Origin of the sequence: Vibrio sp. GLN_1 (assembly GCF_043106015.1) — a bacterium.
GTDB lineage: Bacteria > Pseudomonadota > Gammaproteobacteria > Enterobacterales > Vibrionaceae > Vibrio > Vibrio parahaemolyticus.
The window spans coordinates 166817-188476 of record NZ_JBICMD010000014.1; the positions used below are offsets into that span (position 1 = coordinate 166817).

The window sequence follows — 21660 nt, forward strand, 5'->3', positions numbered from 1 at the left end:
ATAAACTACACTTTTCATATCAACCCTTTGGATATGGAAATGCGCTGTGGTCGGAATTTTTTCGTGGAATAACCTGTCAGTAAAACACAAACTGTTTGGCCTTGTCTTACTGCCAATCATTTTGTTGTTTTTTCTGGCGGGACAACACGTTCATAATCTTTCGACTCAAGCTCAAGATTTACAAAAAGCTCAATTATTCTCTGTTTACATCGACAAAGTCTCTTACCTGTTTAATTTACCCAATAACCTATCCATCCCGAATAAAGCTGACAAAACAGCGCAGCTCATTCAAGAATTAAAAGAAACGACCCCCCGCGTTTTTGGCGACAATTCTGAGGTTTTGCCTCTACTTGCGAGTTTTGAAGAAGCCAGCCTCTCGATGTTCACAACAATCGATATCGAAGAAAAACTGGATATTGCAGAATGGCGAGCAGATACTTTTGAGCAAATCCTACTTAATCTCGACAAGGTCTATTTTAGTAACGTCAGTTACGAAACCGATCGCCATCTTTCCTCCTTAATGCAATTGGAATGGTTAATGTTTTGGTCGACGGAAGAGCGTCGATTGAGTGAATATCTCATTTATTCAGCCAATAAGCGTCTTCATTACGACGAGGCTGTTCGTGATGAGATTCAGTCTCTGATTCAAAACCAACAGCTGCTTGTAGAGCGCTTCGTCGCGCTCAATGCCAACCAGAACCAAGTCCAATTGCTGATAGAAACCTTTAGCAACAAGGTATTTCAAACTAGCCAAGAATTTCGTGATCAGTTACTTAACCAAGAGGAACTACAAGCGTTATCTCCTCTTAAAACGGGAGCTGGACTTGCTGCGCTGAACACGCGACTGGCGCTACTTCATGACATCGACGATACGATGGAACATGAGCTGCAAACGAAGCTCGCACAAACCATTAAAGCAACCACGCAACAGCGGTTGGTATTCATTGTTATCATGTCGTTGGTGACGATTCTTGTTATCAGTTTAACCATTCGCTTGGTGCGTAAAGTGACCAACAACCTGCATCTTGTTCTTGAGTTTTTAAGCCGCGAAAATTACAGCGAAGACTCACCACTTTCTGAGCTCATCAAAGGCAAAGATGAGTTAAGCAAGTTTGCTCAAGAAGTGGAAAAACTCAGTCATGAGAGAGAACAAGCAAAGCAGAAACTCACCAAAGCCAAAGAAGATGCCGAGCGCGCCAAAGACGACGCGATTGAAGCCAGCAAAGCGAAAAGTAGCTTCCTAGCGAACATGTCGCACGAGATTCGTACTCCGCTCAACGGTGTGATAGGTATTTCTGAAGTGCTGGCAGACACCCCGTTGACGGCTACACAGCGAGATTACGTCGACACAATAGAGACGTCTTCCCAATTGCTGCTCAGCCTGATTAACGACGTGTTAGATTTTTCCAAAATTGAGTCCGGCATGTTGCTGATAAGTCCTCATTCAACCTGCGTGCGAGAATCAATTTATGACATCGCCTCAATCGTATCCCCAAAAGCAAAAGAGAAAGGCATCGAATTAACCGTCAGCATTAGTCCGAACACGCCTTATCACATCGTCATTGACGATCACCGCTTGCGTCAGGTGATCATGAACTTCATGTCCAATGCCGTTAAATTTACGGAACGAGGCAGTGTAGAGCTTTCGATTACCACGCTTGAAAGTAATCAATCGGAAGCCGCCATCGAGTTTTCCGTGCAAGACTCAGGCATCGGCATCGATGAGCAGCAACAGAAACGAATCTTCGCACCATTCGCTCAGGAGGACGACTCCACCACTCGCCAATTTGGAGGAACAGGTTTAGGCCTTGCCATCAGTACGCAACTTGTCGAACTCATGGGCGGAAGCATACAACTTGAATCTGAAAAAGGCCGCGGAAGCCGTTTCTACTTCCAACTCACAGCGCCGATTTCTCAAGCCCATTTTCGTGCTCGACATACCGTGAATAATCAAATCTGGCTCGTCTGTGACGACAGTGACCTAGAAACAAAACTACGTAATGAGTTGAGCTTCTATCAAATTCAAGTGCATCAATCTGTTCATGATCTTAGTGCTCTTCCAACATGGATTAACGACAAAGAACGCATCATCATTCTTTATGTTGAAACGACGCCAGATGCCGCAGTGAAGAACACAGATTTGATACGAAATTTGGAACATCAACATGTACAAGTTTGCCTAATCAAACATCTACACAGCCAACAGCTTGATTTCGGTCACCGTGTCGCAGCGATCATTACTCAACCTTTGCTAGGACAACGTCTACTCAAAGCGCTTGAAAGCTGTGCTGAACGATTTACTCAATCTATTTCCGTCGTTCAGCCTGCAACCCGACTTGAAACATTACCCAAAGTGCTCGTTGTAGACGACAATACTGTGAACCAAAAAATTGCTGGGTTGCATGTCACCAAAGCCGGCTTTAGTTTTGATGTCGCTGCGAATGGTGAGGAAGCGGTCGACATGTTCAGAACATCCCAATACTGTCTGATTTTGATGGACTGCATGATGCCGGTGATGGATGGGTTTGAGGCAACAAAACAGATCCGACAAATAGAGCTGAAAGAAAATCGAACGTTCCGCATTCCTATCATCGCGTTAACAGCAAGCGTTGTTGATGACGATATTCAAAAGTGTTTTGACGTCGGCATGGACGACTACGTACCAAAACCGTTTAAGGCAGATTTGCTTAAAGAGAAACTTGATAAAGCCGTTGGGTTGCGACTTCCCGTAACTGCGTCGACAAAGCTCAACCAATCAAACTTGCCCGCTTTTGAAGAACCCGAATTTAAACAACGCGTTGGTGAGGCGTTAAGTGCTGCGCCAATGCGACGTGAACGGATTCTATTGGTGGAAGATAACCGAGTGAATCAAAAAGTTGCTTCTTTACTTTTAAGCAAGGCTGGCTATCAGTTTGAAGTCGCGGAAAATGGCCAGATCGCAGTGGAGATGTTCCAGCGCGATGGTGGCTTCGACATCATTTTAATGGACTGCATGATGCCAGTGATGGATGGTTTCGAAGCAACGAAACAGATCCGCGCTTATGAAGCAAGCTTAGGACTCGAAAAAACGCCGATCATCGCGCTAACAGCCAGTGTGGTCGACGACGATATTCAACGCTGTTTTGACTCCGGGATGGACGCTTATGTGCCTAAACCAGTGAGAAAGGAGAAACTGTTGCATCAAATCGAAAACGTAATGTAGGCGAGCCACACATGAGCATGATTCTCCCCCCTCATAATCAACGAGCGCTGCGACTACTGGTCTCCGCTTGTTTGCTGCTTATATTTTTGTTGCCTTGGAGCCATCAGGCATTTGCCGCAGAAAGTTACGCCATTTTCTCACTTAACGCTCAGTTTGACGCGTTGACCATTAATAAAGCGAGGAAGCTCTACCGAGGCAAAACCAGACTATTACAAGGCCAACGAATTGAACTCTCTGATTGGCCAGAGACGTCCGTTGAACGAACGGAGTTCTATCGCTACCTGCTTAATAAAAACTTGGCTCAAATGAATGCGCATTGGGCCAGCCTTTCGTTTTCAGGCAAGGCGCGTCCACCCAAAGTAATTGATCAACCCAGTATTGAAATCTTGTTAGCGTGGATGCGAGAACAACCTAATCGCATTGGCTATGCCCCCGTCGACTCGTTGCCGTCGGATGCTCATGTTCTTTATGTCGTCAGTTCGGAGAAATGAAATGAAGAGATCGCTCCTCGCAGTACTTATTAGCAGTGTCGCTTTTCCGAGCTTAGCAACAGTAGAACTGACCGATAACTTATCGCTTAGCGGGTTTGGCTCCATTGCTTGGGCGCAGTCCGACAACGAAACTTCATTGCTCGTGAATCGATTTATTGATGATGACAGCTGTTTCGATTGCGACACCACATTCGGCCTCCAACTTGATTACTTCTATCAAGCTTTTCGTGCTTCTGTTCAAGTCGTCAAGCGACCGCAAGATCATTGGAGTGAACCCAAAGTAGAATGGGCTTACCTAGCTTACACCTATAACAACGTCGAAATTCGTGGTGGTCGATTGCGTTTGCCTGTATTCCTTATTTCTGAATACAACTATGTGGGACAAGCGTTTACCACCGCCAGACCGCCGAACGAAGTGTATGACAGCATTCTCGGGATTACGGCGTATGATGGCCTATCCGTTAGATGGAACTACGACCTTAATGAGAATGTGATGATCACGGCAATGCCGTTTGTGGGCTACGGTTACAGCAGCGACGTTACCATCAGTGAAGATACGGACATTAGTATAGACACCAACTACTCAGCAGGGCTTAACTTGACGTTAAGCGGTGATAACTACCGTTGGAACTTTGCGTATTTGAATGCCGAGTACGATCAAACCACCGTACTTTCTAACGCCATGCAGCCCATACCTGGCCAAGGCAGCGCGGCGGGAACAATACGGCTGAAAGATGAAGACCAACACATCCAGCTGTTTTCACTGGGTGCAAAATATGAGTTTGACCGTATAACCGTCACAGCAGAAGGACAAACCAGCGATATCTCGACCTCGTGGTACGCCGCAGCCAGCTACAACCTAAACAAGTTCACCCCTTACGTGGTTTATGGCCAGCAGTTTGACGACAACGAAAAGAAGACCGGTGACAGCGTCCTTACAGGGTTAAGGTTTGACGTGGATTACAACGTGTCAGTGAATGCCGAATGGCAACACTTTAAAGCCTTCAACAACGACTCTGGCGCGTTTTCTCTCCCACCAGCCGATACCAATGCCAACCTCTACACGGTAATGTTGAATTTCGTCTTTTAGCTACTCAATACAAACAAAGGCAGATTGGATGGTCCAATCTGCCTTTTCTTGTTTCTATCTATCGCTTCATGTGCCCAGCGTTAAGCCTCTTCTTGGTCGCTATAGACATTGCCCTCGACTTTACGCTCCTTGAAGTAAAACTCTCGGTCATGCTCGCCGATTTCACGTAGCACACGACAAGGGTTTCCCACCGCAACGACATTACTTGGAATATCTTTGGTCACAACGCTCCCTGCACCAATAACCGAGTTTTCACCAATCGTCACACCCGGTAACACCACTGAGTTTGCGCCAATCCAAACATTGTCTTCGATATGAACAGGAATATTGAACTGAGCAACTTCCCGACGTAAATCTGGCTCTATAGGATGTCCTGCTGTCGCAATCGTCACATTCGGGCCAATCATCACGGAATTGCCGATATAAATATAGGTGTCATCGACAAGTGTAAGATTGAAGTTGGCGTACACATTATCACCCAGATAAGTATGACGCCCCCAGTTTGCTCGAAGCGGTGGCTCTAAATAACAGTTATCGCCCACAGCCCCAAGTAAACGCTGAAGAATTTCACCACGTTTTTCGCCCTCTGAAGGTCGCGTTTGGTTGTAGTCATAGAGAATCTCTAGGCATTGCGTTTGCTGTTTTGCGAGTTCTTCGTCAGTACAAAAATAAATCTTCTGACTATGCAGCATTGATTGTCGGTCCATGTATCCATCTCATTTAACGTTCTATTACCTTCGGTCTTACAATAACCAATCACAGTAGACAGACCGGAGTATGTCTTGTAGAAACTAGCAGACCTTGCATGAACAAAATTTGCAAAAAATCATAGAAACCTTGCGGATTACTGCACGAAAAAACAGGAAGTTGCGCCATCGCACAAAATGAAATTAACTCACTGATGAATTGTTTTGCTTTGCTTTTTCTCGCTTCATCTTTAGCTGCTTATCTTTACGTTTTAGAGCACGGAAGAACTTGGACTCTTCGTGATACCAACCCACAACACTAATCGGGAAACCAACTAACATCATGATGAAGAAATCTGCCGGAAACTGCTCCGTCACGTCCTGAAAAGTGTGAAGCTCTCCAAAGATGAACAAACCGATAATTTTACCCACCAACAACGCACAACAAATCATAAAAAACGATTTCATGATGTAGTGCCATTTTCCTTTCTTTCTCTCCTCTCGCCAATAAACATACTTATGTTCTCGGTTATACATTACTCCTCCACAAAGTGACAGCGTCACTCATTAAGTAATAGTGTGGGTTCAGTGCATCAGCACTATGGTAATCATAGTGCTGTTTACTAGGAGTTGCCTGTCAAACCAATGAGAAGAACACAAAAATGACATTGTGTTTTGAGAAGAATTCGCTTCGCGTTTTAGAAAGGAAAGAAATAGCGACTATGCTGATAAAATCTCTTTGTATGAGCGATGCTCTCTATCCGCGTCGCTCAGATGAAACTGCTGCGCAAGTGCGACTAACCGCTCGCGATAGCGAGCCAATGCAGTTTCGTCGTCGGTCATAATAGCGAACTCCGCAAAGTGACCAAAACCATCGAGAAAATCTAAGGTGATATGGAACTCGCCGACAAAGAAGATACTTCTGATTTTCTTGCTGCGTTGAATCACTTCGTAGCCCATGTTTTCGAGCATACTTTGAGCAGAATCTAACTTAGTGATATTTGTTGCTTCACAACGGTCAGCCTCTGGCCCTTTTACAATCCACAGTTTGATACCGGCAGGCTGAATTTCTCTGAGCACTAAACTCTTGCCCTGCTGAGTCATCGTGCGTTGTGGGGTATCGTAAAACCAATCTGACTCTTGGTTGTTTTCGAACATGACTTCATGCTCAATCTGTTTGAGCGTGTTTAAAAATGCATCAAGATTTTTTACTCGATACTTTAACTCGACTTCAAACTGCCCTTGGAAATGCGCGTCACTCACCACTCGCCTCTACTACATAAACTTCGAAAGGAGCCGAATACTACACTCAAAATCTTAATCGTGTTGTGGCAACACACTCAGCTTGCGTATTTAGTGCTTTCGAAACACCCAGATTGGGCCGATTAATAGGAACTGTAGGTCCTCAAAAAAGGATGGCTTTTTGCCCTCGATTTTGTGCCCTATGAACTGAAGAATCCACAAAGCGCCAAACAGCAGCATAGAAATGTGTAAGACGGGTAGATCTAGAATCTCCAACGACCAAATCAAACCAATGCACGCTAACGTGTAACCGAGCATCATCATGAACACACTGAGAGATAAACGGAAATAAAAGACCCAAACCGGAATAACAGCGAACCAAACCCAGTTGAGCTGAAAACCTAAGATTGAAAGTTGAGGAATGGACCAAATAAGCCCAACCACAGAAAGATAAATACCCGGTACGGCAATTTTGTGAATTTTTTGATTAATTGGGTTTTGATGGCTTTCACCGTAGGCTTCTAACCAGTCAGATAGTGCTCGCATATCACTTCCCTTTTTACGCAACTTCTTTTTATATAGTCCGAGCTCAAAAAAGGTGCGAGTTTTTCAGCGAGCAATTGATGGTTTTCGTTATTGCCTAAACGCTTTCCTGAAATACTATTTGGCTTCAGTGTCCAAGCAATGTACGTTGCGCTTTAGGCAGTTTCGCTACAACCAAATCGTAGGAGCACTCGCACAAGTCTTGAATGAGACCATCTTCGGCATCACCATTGAAATACACTGTGACCCAATGGCGTTTGTTAAGGTGGTAGCCCGGTGTGATGTCGGTAAACTGGGACGTTAGCACTTCTCCATCTTCCGGTTTCACTTTAACACTGACGTATTCTCGACCACCACGCTCCGCGATTATCGCGAACATTTTGCCTTTTACTTTGAACACAAGCGCGTCAGGGCCAAAGGGGAAGTCACTTTCGGCGCACATAAATGTCTCTAAATACGATTCCAATTCTTTGATATTCATGCTCATTCCTTAGCTTTTTTGCGACGAGATTCGCTATTCAAATTGAGGCAGTAGTAACTTTAACGCCTGATTCACTTGTGACTTTTCATCCGCCGACAATCCACTAATCAAACTATGTTGTACATCCACATGCTCTTGGATCAACGACTCAATCAATGCCAAGCCTTCAGTCGTTAGCTCAACAGTAACACTGCGTCGGTCTTCTTTACTGTGCTCTCTGGCAATAAAGCCTTTCTTTTCTAGCTTGTCTAAGCGGTTGGTCATCGCTCCGGACGTGAGCATCATCGACGCAATCAACTCTGATGGGGTGAGACGGTAAGGCGCTCCGGCACGGCGCAGCGTGGCTAACACATCAAATTCGCCCATTTTCAGGTCATATTGTTTGTGCAGATCAGCGACTCGACACTCCATATGCTTAGCAATGCGCATTAGCCTACCCATGATAGCCATTGGTTCGGTATCAAGATCTGGTTTTTCCTTCGCCCACTGCGTTACTACTCTATCAATTGCGTCCACGAGTTTTCTTTCTCCAATACGAATTCGGTCTGACGATTTATTTTAACATAAAGATACTTTACAAAAAGCAATCTAGCGCGTACCTTTACAATTAATTATCTCAACGTAAAGATATTTTACATGAACATATTACTCGCAATGATCCCCGCATTTTTCTGGGGCACAACTTATGCCGTTACGCAGTTCACTCTTCCAGACTGGCCGCCTGTGTTGCTGGGAGCACTGCGGGCACTGCCAGCCGGACTGCTACTACTGGCAATCAAACCTTCGCTGCCTAAAAAGCACGAATGGAAAGTGTTATTGGTATTGGGCACGATTAACATCGCCTTCTTCTTTGGCCTCATTTTTGTGATGGCGTTGACCCTACCTTCTGCAATTTCCGGTGTCGGCATGATTTCAGTCCCCGTCTTTGCCATGCTGTTTGGTTGGGCGGTTTACAAACGTCAGCCTAGCGCAATACAAGGTATTAGCGGCGCAGTGTTGATTGCGTTAGCGTGGTTCTTGTTCGATCCAAGCTCAATCTCGCTGAACCCTATCGGTTTAGGGGCGATGCTGGCGGCCATCATGTGCATCGTGATTGGCAGTAGCGTAACCAAATCACTCGGCACAAAAATGCATTGGTGGACGGTACTCACGTGGCAGTTGATTTTGGGTGGTGTATTGCTGTCTATCGCCGCGGCTGTGTTAGCTACCATCAATCCGCAGCCTTATGTGCATGCCTTACAGAATATCGATATGACCAACACACTCGGGCTGCTGTGGGTCATTGTGCTCAACACCGCGCTAGGCTACGGCATGTATGTGTGGTTGTTGCAACGCATGTCTGTGGTCGACTTTACGTTTGGTGGCATTGCCAACCCGATTGCAGGGATCGTCTCTGGGTTATTGCTGTTGGGTGAAAACTTTACTCCACTCCAATACAGCTTGATGGTGGGCATGATTGTGATGTCTTTACTGCCTCAAATTTTAACGTCGTTGCGCGCAAGAAAAGAAGTAATAACGGTTTAAGTAATCATCCCCCATCATATTCAAGAGAACGCCCGATTCTGTATCGGGCGTTTTGTTATTCAATTCGCTCTGAGCTGGGCTTGTTTTCGATAAGCAAGCGGTGTGACACCATATTCTTTTCTGAAACAGGCACCAAAATAAGAGGCATGCTTAAAACCACATAGCTCAGCTATTGCACTGACACTCGCATCGCTATTGCACACCATTTTTTGTGCTGTATCTAGTCGTGCAGCCTGCAGCACGTCAGTAAACGTCGTCCCTTCCTTGTTCAACTTTCTTTTTACCGTCGACTCACTCATGTAAACCAGTTTCGCAATTTCTTTGAGCGTCCACGGCTTCGTTAGATCTTTAGAAATCAGCGCGCGAATACGTGAAGACAACGAAGAATATGAACGAGTTTCTGCCTGACTGGCGCTCTGCTCAAAGTGCATCAACAAATACAAAAGCATGCTGTTGATATCGAGCAATTCATCATTTGAACGGTTACCACAGCCCTTTTTCACCATTGCTTTTAATGCTGAGTAAATATCCACGATTCCCGGACGTAAAGTGAAACTCACCGCCACATTCCCCGAGAACACGCCATCGCAAAGCTCGCGGAAGTTCAACTGTTGATTGAGTTTTTCAATGAAACACGCTGCCAGTCTGAAACCCGAAATATTGGCATTTTCTACGAACGAATTGATGGCGATTTGCCCTTTGAAATCCGCGCCAATAGCGACCAAACAAGGTGGTTCGATAAACTGTTTAATGCCTTTAGAATCACATAACTCCAAAGCACAGTTATGGTTTAAGACAATGTAAAAATCCGTCGAGCTAATATCAAACTTTTGATTTATCGGACAGTGTTGCACCTGCCCGTCAAGAACCTCAATCAAAGCCTTCATTTACATTTCCAAAATGAGTGTCAACGCTATCTTGAAACGATATGAACAAAGTGCGTGAATGTTAGTTCTCGCAGTCAGAGAGTCAATTTGAATTTTTTTAATCAGCGTTCAGAAATACTGAACGCTGAAATCGGTTAGCTAACCAGAGTAATTTCGACTCTTTCTTTTCCTTTACCAACGTTTTTACGTTTTAAGGCAATGCGGCCGACTTCAGAGGTGCGCTTAAGGTGTGTACCACCGCAAGGCACTTGAGCGAAGCCTTCCACTTTCCAATAGCGCCTTTCTTGGCCTTCGCCAGAGAATGCGCTCTCAATCTCAGCGTCCGAATCGATAACTGCCTGAGCTCGTTGTTGAAACTCCGCCAGCAGTGGCGTGATGCTTTCAGGCCATTCAAAATCAATTCGGCTTTTATCTGCGGAGATATGTGCGCCAACCTTCTGAATGTTTGCAAATTTTTGCGTGAACAGTTCAAGTATAACTTCCGCCGCAAAGTGGAGCTTCATCAACGCATAACGCCTTTGCCAGTCAATTTGAGTGATCACTTGGTCGCCAACTCGAAACGTGGGTTGACGTTCTAGAGTGTAAACAATGCGTGAGCCAGACTTAATTGCACCGACGACAGGAATCCCGTCGATCGTACCTGCATCGCTCTCTTGTCCGCCGGATTCAGCATAAAAAATAGTGTGGGATAACTCGACTTCTTTGTCCGAAATTCGAGTTACCGTGGAGGTGAGTTCTGTTTGGTAAGGGTTTTTCCAAAATACCTTGACGGTCATATGGCCTTCCTTTGCACATAATATTGACGTACATCGATGCTACGCGGCTAATAAGTGAAGTTAAGCGATGCTGATGAGATAAAAAATAAGCTCCCGAAGGAGCCTATTCACTTACTTTCACTAACTTTCAATTACTTAAGAGGAACGCCAGGCGCGTCAGACACGCAGGAAGCATAAGCCGGGTCTCGAGCATCCATCACCAACTGCGCTCGACCTCGATGCAGGTTAATGATGTCATACACGACGCCCTCATGATGCGGTAAATCCATTAGCGAAGTAGACCAATATTCCGAATTCGCTGGCCAACCAAAACCTCCGCCATCTTTGTCTTCTTCATAGATGCTTTCAGTCCCGTCCCAAACACTGCCTCGTGATGCACGATACAAGCTAAACAACTCATTGCGAGTGGCACGACGCCAATTGTCACGGCCAGCAAAGTTTCTTACAGACAAATCATGACACCAGTTTGCGTATTGGCTGGTTAAGCCTGCGCGATCACGTCCGTATTGGTTGAACATCGCAAAGTCACCCACAGGGCCGCGTGTACCGTCTTCCGTTTTGATGCCAACGTAAGTTTTTGGTTTTGTCGCGTCGTAGCTCAAAGGTTTAACAAGCTCATAGCCTAGTTTGTTCATGAGCTTCACTGATGGTGGTGCGGTAAATAGGCGACCATCTTCATCACTCGCTACCATCAAACACGCTTCCGCGCTTCCTTCTCCTGAACGAGGTTGTGGGCAAATAGAGATGGCAGACTCTTTTTCTTCCGCCTCTACAACCTTGACCTCAGAGATGCCTTTTAACTCCCCAAAGGAAGCTGAAATGGTGACCGAACCAAGCTGAGCACTATTTGAGAGTCCACCAGCAATCAAATCTAAAACCGCTTTATTACTGCTTCGCCATGTCACTCGATGCGTTACATCCTGAGTGGTTTCATCGCTATATTCACCGTAGGCATAAAATCGCTGGACGTTCTTTTTCTCTAGAGTGATTTCACTAGGATGAACATGGATTTTTTCTAACACCGCATTCGTTACTTGAATTTGCAATGGTGCACTGGTGATCGCATCTTTGGTGGCGTAAACCATTGCCTGCCCTACCGCAAGACCTTTAACGCGATCGCCTTCTAGTTGTAGGACATCTTGATTATCAACCCACCAAGCAACCTGTTCGGTCAACTCAACGCGGCTTTCATCGCTATAGACTCCTTGTGCAGACAGCAGGGTCGAGTTGCCTTTTGCCACGCTCGACGCATTCGTTGTCACTTCAATATTTGTTAGGATTGCATCGGTTACCTGCACTTGTATTGGTTCGCTTTGCACACCATCTAACGCAGCCGTCACCAACGCTGTTCCTTTATGTTTGGCTTTCACAACGTTGTCGACAATCTCAACCACATCGTTATCGACGTGCCAAATGATACCTCGGGTGAGGTCGACTTGTTCACCATCGCTCAACGTTCCCATGACCACCAAAGACTTATGTGTGCCCAATGGCATTTCCAGTGCGGTTGACGAAATGTCCATACTCACTAATACCGCAGGCGTGACAGTAATAGAACCATGCGTACTGGTTAAGCCATCAAGCTCGGCATAGATATCCGCGTCACCCTCATCTTGTGCGGTGAAAATGCCATTTGTGCCTGGCATGACAACGCTACAATCTGTGGAATCCCACTCTACGAGATGGCTAATATCACGGGTTTGTTTGTCAGTATATTCACCGTAAGCTTTCGCTTGAAAGCTTAGCCCTTTGGCAATCGCCTTATGTGGCAGATCGAAGTAAATGTTGGTCAACTTCGCGTCCACAACCTGTACGGTCATTTCGCTACTGAACTCATCTAGGTCTGCGCGAATGACCGAAACACCTGTTTTAAGCGCTGTAATCACACCGCGTTCGTCGATGTTAACAATGTCAGCATTTTCAACGTTCCAAACAACTTGTGATGTAAGGTCGTCTTGAGTGCTATCGTTATAAAAGCCGATGACTTTCACCTGCGTCAGCTCACCCTCTGCAAGCGACACACGGCTTTGGTTTAGCGCAATACGAGACACCACTTTGTCTGGTACTGGCGGCTCGGGAATAACGGGATCAGAAAGCTCCGGCGGCGTCACCTCTGGCGTTTCAGGAACTTCCGGTTTGGAAACATCAGGAAACTCAGGCACTGGCAGTTCCGGTATTGGTGCTTCAATTTCTGGCTCGTCAGGTAATACTTCTTCTGGCAAGCTCATTGGTGGTTGGCTAGTGCTGCTTCCACTGTCGCTATTACAACCAAACAGACTCGAGACGAGTAATAGCATTGCGATCTTATTAAAAGTATTTTTGCTTATCATAGAGTCAAACATTCAAACTTTTATTATTAGACGACATTAAAAATTCAAATTATGAATACAAACAACTCAGCAATACCGCTGACTGGTTAGCGCTTCGTATGTATGAAACTTTTTCTCTAATTCAACCTCCAACTCAGCTATGTTTTTAGTATCTCTCATCAAGATGTTTTCTCGATAACGGGTAATTGCTGAAATTAATTCACTTTTGGCCATCGCTAATTGCTCGTCAAACGAGCACACGAACTCATGTTCACTCATCGTGATTCTCACAATACATAAATTTAGAAATTACATTCTGTTTATTTACTTCGACGACCATCTATGAGATGGCAAAAAAATGTAATGGGAAGTGCTCAATTCGACAATATGCCAAATATCAAAATCGTCTCATCGTGATATAAAAATCAGCTCAAGTTTTCGATTTAAAGTTGGGAGTCACTTTTAATGACTTCCCTATTTTCTGGTAAACAATAGGCAAGAAAAAAGGTGCCACATTGGACACCTTTAAAATCAACGAACAGAAGTTACGCCTCCGGATTTGGTTCAGCAATATTCTCGATTGGCTCTGGCTTTGCGTACACATAACCTTGGATCAAGTAGATATTGTGCGTAGCCAAATACTCAATCTGCTTTCTGTTTTCTACACCTTCAGCAATCATTTCACATTCCGCTTTCATCGCCGCAGACACAATAGAATCCAACACTTTGAGTTTTTGGTCGTCTGAGCCAATTGGATCAACGAACATTTTGTCCACTTTCAAGCAGCGAATACCCAAGTCCTGCAAGTAAGAAAAGCCACCATAACCTGTTCCAAAGTCATCAATTTTGAACTTGTAACCTTTGTTGGTGAGGTAGAGAATCTCTTTTTTCGCGGCTTCTACGTCTTTAACCGGAATTCTTTCTGTTAGCTCAAAATGAATTCGGTTTGCACACGGCCAATTCAAATCTGCCAGAAGTTTGGTTAACGAACCGGTTTCTAGATGAGAAGAGACAATATTGACACTCACCCAAATCGACTCAGGCAGTGACTCAAGATCTTGGATGATTTTGCGAATCATCTGGTTCGTCATCGGAACAATCAATCCGCTCTCTTCTGCGGCGCCAATAAACATATTAGGTGGCACCAAACCATCGCGTCTTGACCAACGCACCAACGCTTCATAACCTACAGTTTGGCCATCTCTGCTATCCACAATAGCTTGATAGTAAGGGATAAATTCGCCGTTATTGATACCGTTTTGAATCAGCCCTTTGATAGACTTTCTTAGGCTTTTACTTGAGATATAAAACAGCGCAAACACAATCCCAAGAATCAAAGTAGCAGGCACACCCCACACGAAAAGACGCTGATTCGCGTACGCAGCCAAGGCTTCACCACTGTAAATCTTGATGAGCATGTTGGCCTGAGATTCGTCAGAGAAGAAAAACTCGCTCGATAGCGCATTGTCTTCATCAATAATGTTTGGCATGCCGCGACTGATTGAAAGGTCACCAAACATAGGTTCGTGATATTCAAATTTTACGAATAAGCACTCTTCACACGGCTCAGCAATAAGCTGTTTTACCCAACTGTTATCGAGAACCCAAAACACCTCAACGTGCTGATTGTCATAAATTACCATCCATTCTGCTTGGTCTTTGTATTCCGGCAAAATCAAGGAAATATAGAAGTTGGTATCTAATTGAACCCGTTCAGATGACGTAACTTTGGAGACAGGCATCCCTACGCTTGAGCACGAGTCGCCATCTTCCGTGGTCATGCCAATAAACCGAATGTAGCGGTTGTAGTAGCGAGGATCACGCAGCACTTTCATATCATCAGATTGACAGTTGAAGTCGAGCTGGGCGATCTGCTTGGTAATGGCACTCTCTAAAAACGTGGATCTTTGATTTAAGTATTCAACAAATGTTTCGATTTTCGCCTCTTTGATATGCCCAACATATAAATTTGACAAGGCATTAAAAGCGACAGCAAAAATAATGATGGGGACTAGCCCTATTAAGATGGCATTTCTTATTGTCTTATTAGCCAAAACTCCTCCTAATGTTCTGCCACGAACAATTTTCAGTAAGCAGGTTCACTATCTCACTTTAATAAGTGGAAAAGTGGGGATGGACTCTCAATCGCAAAGAATAAGTGATTGAGCGGCAATTATTTGCTGAGACTACTGCTGCACATTGGCTTTTACAACTCTCTCGCATGAGATTATGAGCTAAGAATGATAGCAATTGACCTTTATTATATACGCAATGGCTTATCGCAAGCGGGAGACTGTTTTCTTCTGCTCTTTTACGTGGAATCTAAATTTCCAACTCTGTCTTGCCAAAAACGAAAAAACCACCTTTAACGGTGGTTTTTTGATTATTTTCAGTGTGGCTTAGTCACTAGAGTGATTCAATCGCTTGTTGAATTGCAGGACCAATTTGACGCTTGCGAGACGTCACGCCATCCAATACCAACATGTCATTGTCAATTTTCACATCAAAGGCTTTTGATAGCACTTTCTTATCTGCATCATCCGCCCAAAGCATGTTTGCACGTTTGTGCTTGGTATCTGTGATCGAGAAGAACAAGTAATCAAGATTCTGAGCTTTCTTATACGCTTGAATGGCTTCGTTGAAGTCCTGTTTGCGGTCAATCAACTGCTGCGCGTTGAGCGTTTCAGCTACGCCGATGCCTACCTTTTTACCTGCGAATTCAAAGTTTTTGTAGTCCATCGTCAAAATCGTCTCTGCTGAGAAATGGCTCAGATCCGATTTCGCCAACAACATTTGTTCACCAAAACCTTTGATGTCTTTGATGCCTGCAATGTCCGCCAGCTTTTGCGCGTACTGTTTGTCATATTCAGTGGTAGTCGAAGATTGGAACACAACCGTGTCCGACAAAATAGCCCCTAAACCTGCACACGCAATATTCTTAGGCAGTTTTACGTTTAACTTCTCGGCATTTGCCGTAAGAATTGTTGCTGCAGAACCCCAAGCACGAATGTCCATCGTGACGATTTGCGGCATGCTGATTGGCGAACTGCCCATCGCGTGGTGGTCGATGATTGCCACGATGGAAGTTGGATCAACCGATTTTGCAAGTTGAGTCGATTGGTTGAAATCCACCAAACCAATGTGGTGAGAAGAGAAATCCACCTTCACTTTTGGCGCGTCCATGCCACAAAATTCAAACACAAACTTACTTTCTGGGTTCGCTTCGCCAGTTAGCACTGCTTCTCCGCCGTAGATGTGTGACGCAAGGATAACGGAAACGGCACTATCGGTGTCTGGGCTCAAATGTCCAACCCATACAAGGTTGTCGGTATTATTGTTTGAAAGCGTGGTGAGATCCAAAGCGCCCTCAGCCAAACAGCTGAAAGAGGCAATCATGGTTAATCCAAGTAGTGAACGTTTCATTTGAGTCCTTAATGGTGAGTGGTAAGTTACTATTGGTACTGCATAGACCATTGATTCAAATGTAATTTTTTCGAGTTGCCAATTCACCCGATATTCTTGGAATCGCAAACGTTTTTCGAGTCGATACACACTTTTTTATCGATTCCGCTTACAACTTAAACAGGACATTTAGACAAGCGAAGGACGATTTTCCAAAAACAAAAAGGAAACGATTGGTGCCAATCGTTTCCTTTACTTGTTATTTCTATTTAAAAGCGCGTGAATTACGCCACTTCAAGAATCACTTTTTCCAACTTATCTAAGCCTTCACTAAGCACTTCAGGCTCAATGGTCAGCGGCGGCAACAGACGAATCACGTTCGCTTTTACTCCACAAGAAAGCAGGATAAGGCCGTTTTCTTGCGCTTTAGAAATCACCGCTTTGGTCATCTCTTGCAGTGGTTTGCCTGATTCTGGATCAGTAAATTCAATCGCCATCATCGCACCTGTAGTACGGATTTCACCGATAGCAGGCACTGACTGTTGCAGTTTCGTCATACGAGCATTGACCACTTCACCGATGCCCATTGCTTTAGCACACAAGTCTTCTTCTTCGATGATTTTCAGTACTTCAAGACCAGCAACACAGCCAAGTGGCGAGCCCGCATAAGTGCCACCTAAACCACCAGGCAGTGCAGAGTCCATCACATCCGCTTTCCCAACTACCGCTGAGATTGGGAAGCCACCAGCAATGCCTTTCGCCATTGTCATTAGGTCTGGTTCAATGCCTAGGTATTCTGTGGCAAACATTTTACCGGTACGAGCAAACCCTGTTTGGATTTCATCGGCAATCAGCATGATACCGTGCTTATCACACAGCTGACGCAAGCCTTGTGCAAACGCTTCCGGTGCTTTGTAGAAGCCGCCCTCACCTTGCACTGGCTCGAAGATGATCGCCGCAACGCGTGAAGGTTCGATATCGCAAGCAAATAGATCGTCGATCGCTTGTAAGCTTTGCTCCACACTGATGCCGTGGAACGCATTTGGGTACGGCGCGTGGTAGATTTCGTTCGGGAAAGGACCAAAGCCCGCTTTGTACGGCGCAACTTTACCAGTTAACCCCATCGTCATGTTAGTACGACCGTGAAAGCCGCCTTTAAATGCTATCACGCCGCTACGACCCGTATGAGCGCGCGCTACTTTCACTGCGTTTTCGACCGCCTCGGCGCCAGTGGTTAGAAAGATCGCTTTCTTCTTAGTCTCACCTGGTGCAAGTTCTGTCAGCTTTTCTGCCAGCTCAACGAATGACGCATACGGCGTAACCATCGCACACGTGTGCGAGAAGTTATCCAACTGAGCTTTTACCGCTTCACTGATACGTTTGTGAGAATGCCCGGTATTGGTTACTGCGATGCCCGCTGCAAAGTCGATGTATTTGTTGCCTTCGATATCCCATACGTAAGCGTTTTCAGCTTTCTCGACGTAAAGCGGGTACAGTGCGCCCATGCCTTGAGCGATAACTTGGCTTCTTCTTGCGTGTAGTTGTTGGTTTGTCATTGTCTTGTCCTTAATTAGTTGCCGCCAAAGCAGAGATATTTCACGTCCATGTATTCATCGATACCTTGTTTTGCTCCTTCGCGTCCGATGCCGGACTGCTTAACACCACCGAAAGGAGCGACTTCAGTAGAAATCATGCCTTCGTTAATGCCGACCATGCCGTATTCGAGCGCTTCTGCGATTTTCCAAACACGGTGGATGTTTTGGCTGTAGAAGTACGACGCAAGACCGTAGATGGTGTCGTTCGCCATTTCGATCAGCTGTGCGTCACTGTCAAAACGAATCACTGGCGCGACAGGGCCAAAGATTTCCTCAGAGACAATCTTCATGTCGTGAGTAACGTCTTTGAGTATCACTGGCTGCATAAATAGACCATCGAGCTTTTTGAGTTCTGAAACTGGCTTCGCGCCTTGCTCAATAGCACCGTCGATAAGCGCTTGAATGTTTTGCTTTGCCGATTCGCTGATCACAGGACCGATGTTTACGCCCTCTTCTAAGCCGTTACCGACGTTGAGCTGCTGAACCGCAGCGTCGAACTTAGCAACGAACTCGTCATACACTTTGCTGTGTACGTAGAAACGGTTCGCACACACACACGTTTGACCTGCGTTACGGAATTTCGACGCCATCGCGCCTGCCACAGCTGCATCAATATCCGCATCATCGAATACGATAAATGGCGCGTTGCCACCTAACTCCATTGAGGTACGTTTGATGTCAGCCGCGCTTTGCTGCATCAGCACTCTACCGACTTGAGTAGAGCCAGTGAAAGACAACTTACGAATCAACGGGTGTGAAGTGAAGATAGCACCTACCTGACGGGAATTTTCACCTAGAACCACTTGCAGCACATCGCGCGGGATGCCTGCTTGGTAGGCAAGTTCTGCAACCGCAAACGCTGACAGCGGCGTGGATTCAGATGGTTTTACGACAAAGCTACAGCCTGCCGCTAAAGCTGGCCCTGCTTTGCGCGTGATCATCGCAATTGGGAAGTTCCAAGGCGTAATCGCACAGGCAACACCAATTGGCTGTTTGATGGTCACCAAACGCTTGTCTGCACTTGGCGCAGGAATCGTCTCACCGTAGGTACGTTTCGCTTCTTCAGCAAACCATTCGATAAAGCTCGCGCCGTAAAGCACTTCACCTTGAGCTTCAGCCAGCGGCTTACCTTGCTCCAACGTCATCAAACGGCCAAGGTCGGCTTTGTTTTCTAACAGGAGTTGGAACCAACGATTGAGCATGCCAGCACGCGTTTTTGCTGGCAGTGCCGCCCATTCTTTCTGCGCGACATGGGCACGTTCAATGCTATTTAAAATATCGTTCTCAGTTGAGACAGGTGCGTACCCGAGAAGCTCTCCGGTCGCTGGATTAGTCACTGCAATGCCCTGTTGTGGGTTCGCTACCATAAACGAAACAAGGCTTTGGTTTTGTATCTGTTGCATGGTCATTCCTTTTGACAACTCATCATCGCCGCTGAGCCAGCGGCGAGCTTGTGTTTAAGCGGGGATCTGCTGCGTAATGCAGTGAATGTTCCCTCCGCCGAGTAGAACCTCTCTCGACGGTATCGCGATGATTTGGTATTCCGGCATCGCGTTTTGCAAAATATCGATCGCAATGGCGTCGGTGTCTTCATCCAACATCGGTAAGAACACATGGCCGTTGACGATAAGAAAGTTCGCATAAGAGGCACTTAGGCGTTCGCCAGCTTGTCGGCTCATTCCTGAACTGGCGTCAATGCCATTGGCTTCGCGCTCGCTGTAATGCAACGGACCTGGTAATGGCAAACGGACAATTTCAATCTCGCGCCCTTTCGCATCGTGCTGAGATTTCAGTACTTGTTCCGCTTGACGAGACAACGCGTATTGCGGATCACTTGAGTCATCGGTCCAACTCAGTACCACCTTACCCGGTGCGATAACGTGCATCAGGTTGTCAACATGGCCGTCTGTTTCGTCATTGAATAAACCATTTGGCAACCAAATGACTTTTTCGATGCCGAGATACACCTTTAACTGCTCTTCGATTTGCGCTTTGCTCAATTGCGGATTTCGCCCCGGACTAAGCAAGCACTCTTCTGTGGTGTAAAGGGTGCCTTCACCATCGGTGTGAATCGCCCCACCTTCAAGTACAAACGGTGCGCGGTAATAATCTATACCTATGATGTCGCACACCGAGCCAGCGACAAGATCGTCCTGCTGCCAGTTATCGTAAAGCCCGTTGTATTCGCCGCCCCACGCGTTAAATTGCCAACTAATCCCACGGCGCTCGCCCGCCTGATTCACGAGCACGGTCGGTCCAATATCGCGCATCCACGCATCGTTAAATGGGATTTCCACCAAACGTACGTCTGAGTGGAGCATTTGACGCGCTCGGTCAAAGTTGTGCGAGCATACCGCCACACACACCTTGGTCACTTCCGCGATTAAGTTCGCGATTCTGGCAAAGGTTTCTTGCGCGGGTAATGCGTCATCACGCCAGTTGTCTTTCCTTTCTGGCCACGCTAGCCAAACTTCACTAACCGGCTGAAACTCAGCCGGAAAATAGAAGCCATCTTGCGCTGGTGTTGTCGATAACTTCATTTTAACGCCTCTTTAAACAGCTAGTTTGCCAACACTGGTGTAAAGGTCTGGACGACGGTCGCGGAACAAGCCCCACGCGTGACGCGCTTTCGCTGTCGCAGCGAGATCGATTTCTGCGTAAATGATGGTTTCACCTTCACGTGGTGCTTCGGCAATTTTTGCACCAGTGTGGTCAGTGATAAAAGAAGAGCCGTAGAACGTGGTCTCGATACCATCATCGACCTCAGTGCCCACTCGGTTTGACGCAATCACTGGAACGAGGTTTGCTGCCGAGTGACCTTGCATTGTACGTTGCCAGTGATCACGCGAGTCCAGTGTTGGATCTTGAGGCTCAGACCCGATTGCGGTTGGATAGAAAATCGCTTCCGCGCCGTGTAGAGCCAAACTGCGAGCAAGCTCTGGAAACCATTGGTCCCAGCAAATGCCAGCACCGAACTTACCGAACTTGGTTTGCCACACTTTGAAACCGGTATCGCCAGGGCTAAAATAGTACTTTTCGCTGTAGCCTGGGCCATCAGGAATGTGTGACTTGCGGTAGTTATCTAATACCGTGCCATCGGCATCTATCATCACTAGCGAGTTAAAAAACGTGTTGCCCGCTTTTTCAAAGTAGCTAACAGGAATAACCACGCCGAGTTCTTTCGCCAGTGCGCTCATTTCCTGAATAAGGTGGCTATTTGCCGTCTCTTCTGCGAGCTCGAAATACTTCGCTTCTTGTTTTTTGCAGAAGTAAGGCGCGGCGAACAGCTCTTGAGGAAGAATCACGTTCGCACCGTTTTGTGCTGCTTCACGAATCGCCTTTTTGGCTTTAGCTAGATTTTCTTCCAGATCCCAGCTTTTCGTCAGTTGAAGGGCTGCAAATTTCACTACTTTGCTCATTGGATATTCCTTA

The 21660-nt window shown here is 46.0% G+C and carries 19 protein-coding genes; 4 read left to right on the forward strand and 15 right to left on the reverse strand.

Features of this window, described 5'->3' with window-relative positions; translation table 11 throughout:
- Nucleotides 1-46 precede the first annotated feature (46 nt).
- From ACF8OV_RS05685 to ACF8OV_RS05695, 3 genes are read left to right on the forward strand one after another with little or no spacing between them, the layout of a single operon-like run.
- Nucleotides 47-3202, forward strand: a complete 3156-nt coding sequence (locus ACF8OV_RS05685) for a response regulator (RefSeq protein WP_317676158.1) — start codon at nt 47-49, stop codon at nt 3200-3202.
- An 11-nt stretch (nt 3203-3213) separates the two neighbouring features.
- Complete coding sequence (locus ACF8OV_RS05690) at nt 3214-3693, forward strand: hypothetical protein (protein WP_005485695.1); 480 nt, start codon at nt 3214-3216, stop codon at nt 3691-3693.
- Nucleotide 3694: 1 nt separating this feature from the next.
- Nucleotides 3695-4783, forward strand: coding sequence for a hypothetical protein (locus ACF8OV_RS05695; RefSeq protein ID WP_025541686.1), 1089 nt, complete (start codon nt 3695-3697; stop codon nt 4781-4783).
- A gap of 80 nt (nt 4784-4863) precedes the next feature.
- Here the strand turns inward: ACF8OV_RS05695 and ACF8OV_RS05700 are convergent, their stop codons facing one another.
- The 6 genes from ACF8OV_RS05700 to ACF8OV_RS05725 all read right to left on the reverse strand — a co-directional run bounded on the left by ACF8OV_RS05700 (nt 4864) and on the right by ACF8OV_RS05725 (nt 8251).
- The gene (locus tag ACF8OV_RS05700; protein WP_025633213.1) at nt 4864-5490 is read right to left on the reverse strand and encodes a sugar O-acetyltransferase; all 627 of its coding nucleotides are present in this window, start codon (nt 5488-5490) and stop codon (nt 4864-4866) included.
- 183 nt (nt 5491-5673) lie between these two features.
- Nucleotides 5674-6006, reverse strand: a complete 333-nt coding sequence (locus ACF8OV_RS05705; protein WP_005464576.1) for a hypothetical protein — start codon at nt 6004-6006, stop codon at nt 5674-5676.
- A 183-nt stretch (nt 6007-6189) separates the two neighbouring features.
- On the reverse strand, nt 6190-6735 hold the full coding sequence (cyaB, locus tag ACF8OV_RS05710) for a class IV adenylate cyclase (RefSeq protein WP_053805755.1): 546 nt from the start codon (nt 6733-6735) through the stop codon (nt 6190-6192).
- Nucleotides 6736-6822: 87 nt separating this feature from the next.
- On the reverse strand, nt 6823-7257 hold the full coding sequence (locus ACF8OV_RS05715) for a DUF962 domain-containing protein (RefSeq protein ID WP_025542533.1): 435 nt from the start codon (nt 7255-7257) through the stop codon (nt 6823-6825).
- Nucleotides 7258-7381: 124 nt separating this feature from the next.
- On the reverse strand, nt 7382-7735 hold the full coding sequence (locus ACF8OV_RS05720; protein ID WP_258496068.1) for an MmcQ/YjbR family DNA-binding protein: 354 nt from the start codon (nt 7733-7735) through the stop codon (nt 7382-7384).
- Between the two features lie 33 nt (nt 7736-7768).
- Nucleotides 7769-8251, reverse strand: a complete 483-nt coding sequence (locus ACF8OV_RS05725; RefSeq protein WP_005464470.1) for a MarR family winged helix-turn-helix transcriptional regulator — start codon at nt 8249-8251, stop codon at nt 7769-7771.
- Nucleotides 8252-8371: 120 nt separating this feature from the next.
- Here ACF8OV_RS05725 and ACF8OV_RS05730 point away from each other — a divergent pair, with 120 nt between their 5' ends.
- Nucleotides 8372-9259: a DMT family transporter gene (locus ACF8OV_RS05730; RefSeq protein WP_317676156.1), complete on the forward strand. Its 888-nt coding sequence runs from the start codon at nt 8372-8374 to the stop codon at nt 9257-9259.
- 59 nt (nt 9260-9318) lie between these two features.
- On the opposite strand, the gene ACF8OV_RS05735 is transcribed toward ACF8OV_RS05730, so the two are convergent.
- From ACF8OV_RS05735 to aguB, 9 genes are all read right to left on the reverse strand, one after another.
- A complete protein-coding gene (locus ACF8OV_RS05735; RefSeq protein ID WP_025540620.1) occupies nt 9319-10146 on the reverse strand; it encodes a helix-turn-helix transcriptional regulator in 828 nt (275 codons plus the stop codon).
- A 134-nt stretch (nt 10147-10280) separates the two neighbouring features.
- A complete protein-coding gene (locus ACF8OV_RS05740) occupies nt 10281-10922 on the reverse strand; it encodes an alanyl-tRNA editing protein (RefSeq protein ID WP_140372677.1) in 642 nt (213 codons plus the stop codon).
- Nucleotides 10923-11053: 131 nt separating this feature from the next.
- Nucleotides 11054-13219, reverse strand: a complete 2166-nt coding sequence (locus tag ACF8OV_RS05745; protein ID WP_258496069.1) for an Ig-like domain-containing protein — start codon at nt 13217-13219, stop codon at nt 11054-11056.
- A gap of 557 nt (nt 13220-13776) precedes the next feature.
- Nucleotides 13777-15285, reverse strand: a complete 1509-nt coding sequence (locus ACF8OV_RS05750; RefSeq protein WP_140169748.1) for an EAL domain-containing protein — start codon at nt 15283-15285, stop codon at nt 13777-13779.
- A gap of 352 nt (nt 15286-15637) precedes the next feature.
- On the reverse strand, nt 15638-16654 hold the full coding sequence (locus ACF8OV_RS05755) for a manganese-dependent inorganic pyrophosphatase (RefSeq protein ID WP_203502637.1): 1017 nt from the start codon (nt 16652-16654) through the stop codon (nt 15638-15640).
- Between the two features lie 263 nt (nt 16655-16917).
- Nucleotides 16918-18189, reverse strand: a complete 1272-nt coding sequence (gabT, locus tag ACF8OV_RS05760; RefSeq protein WP_025522863.1) for a 4-aminobutyrate--2-oxoglutarate transaminase — start codon at nt 18187-18189, stop codon at nt 16918-16920.
- A gap of 14 nt (nt 18190-18203) precedes the next feature.
- On the reverse strand, nt 18204-19631 hold the full coding sequence (locus tag ACF8OV_RS05765; RefSeq protein WP_203502639.1) for an NAD-dependent succinate-semialdehyde dehydrogenase: 1428 nt from the start codon (nt 19629-19631) through the stop codon (nt 18204-18206).
- A gap of 54 nt (nt 19632-19685) precedes the next feature.
- Nucleotides 19686-20768, reverse strand: coding sequence for an agmatine deiminase (gene aguA, locus ACF8OV_RS05770; protein WP_023584246.1), 1083 nt, complete (start codon nt 20766-20768; stop codon nt 19686-19688).
- Nucleotides 20769-20780: 12 nt separating this feature from the next.
- On the reverse strand, nt 20781-21647 hold the full coding sequence (gene aguB, locus ACF8OV_RS05775) for an N-carbamoylputrescine amidase (RefSeq protein ID WP_005485617.1): 867 nt from the start codon (nt 21645-21647) through the stop codon (nt 20781-20783).
- Nucleotides 21648-21660 lie beyond the last annotated feature (13 nt).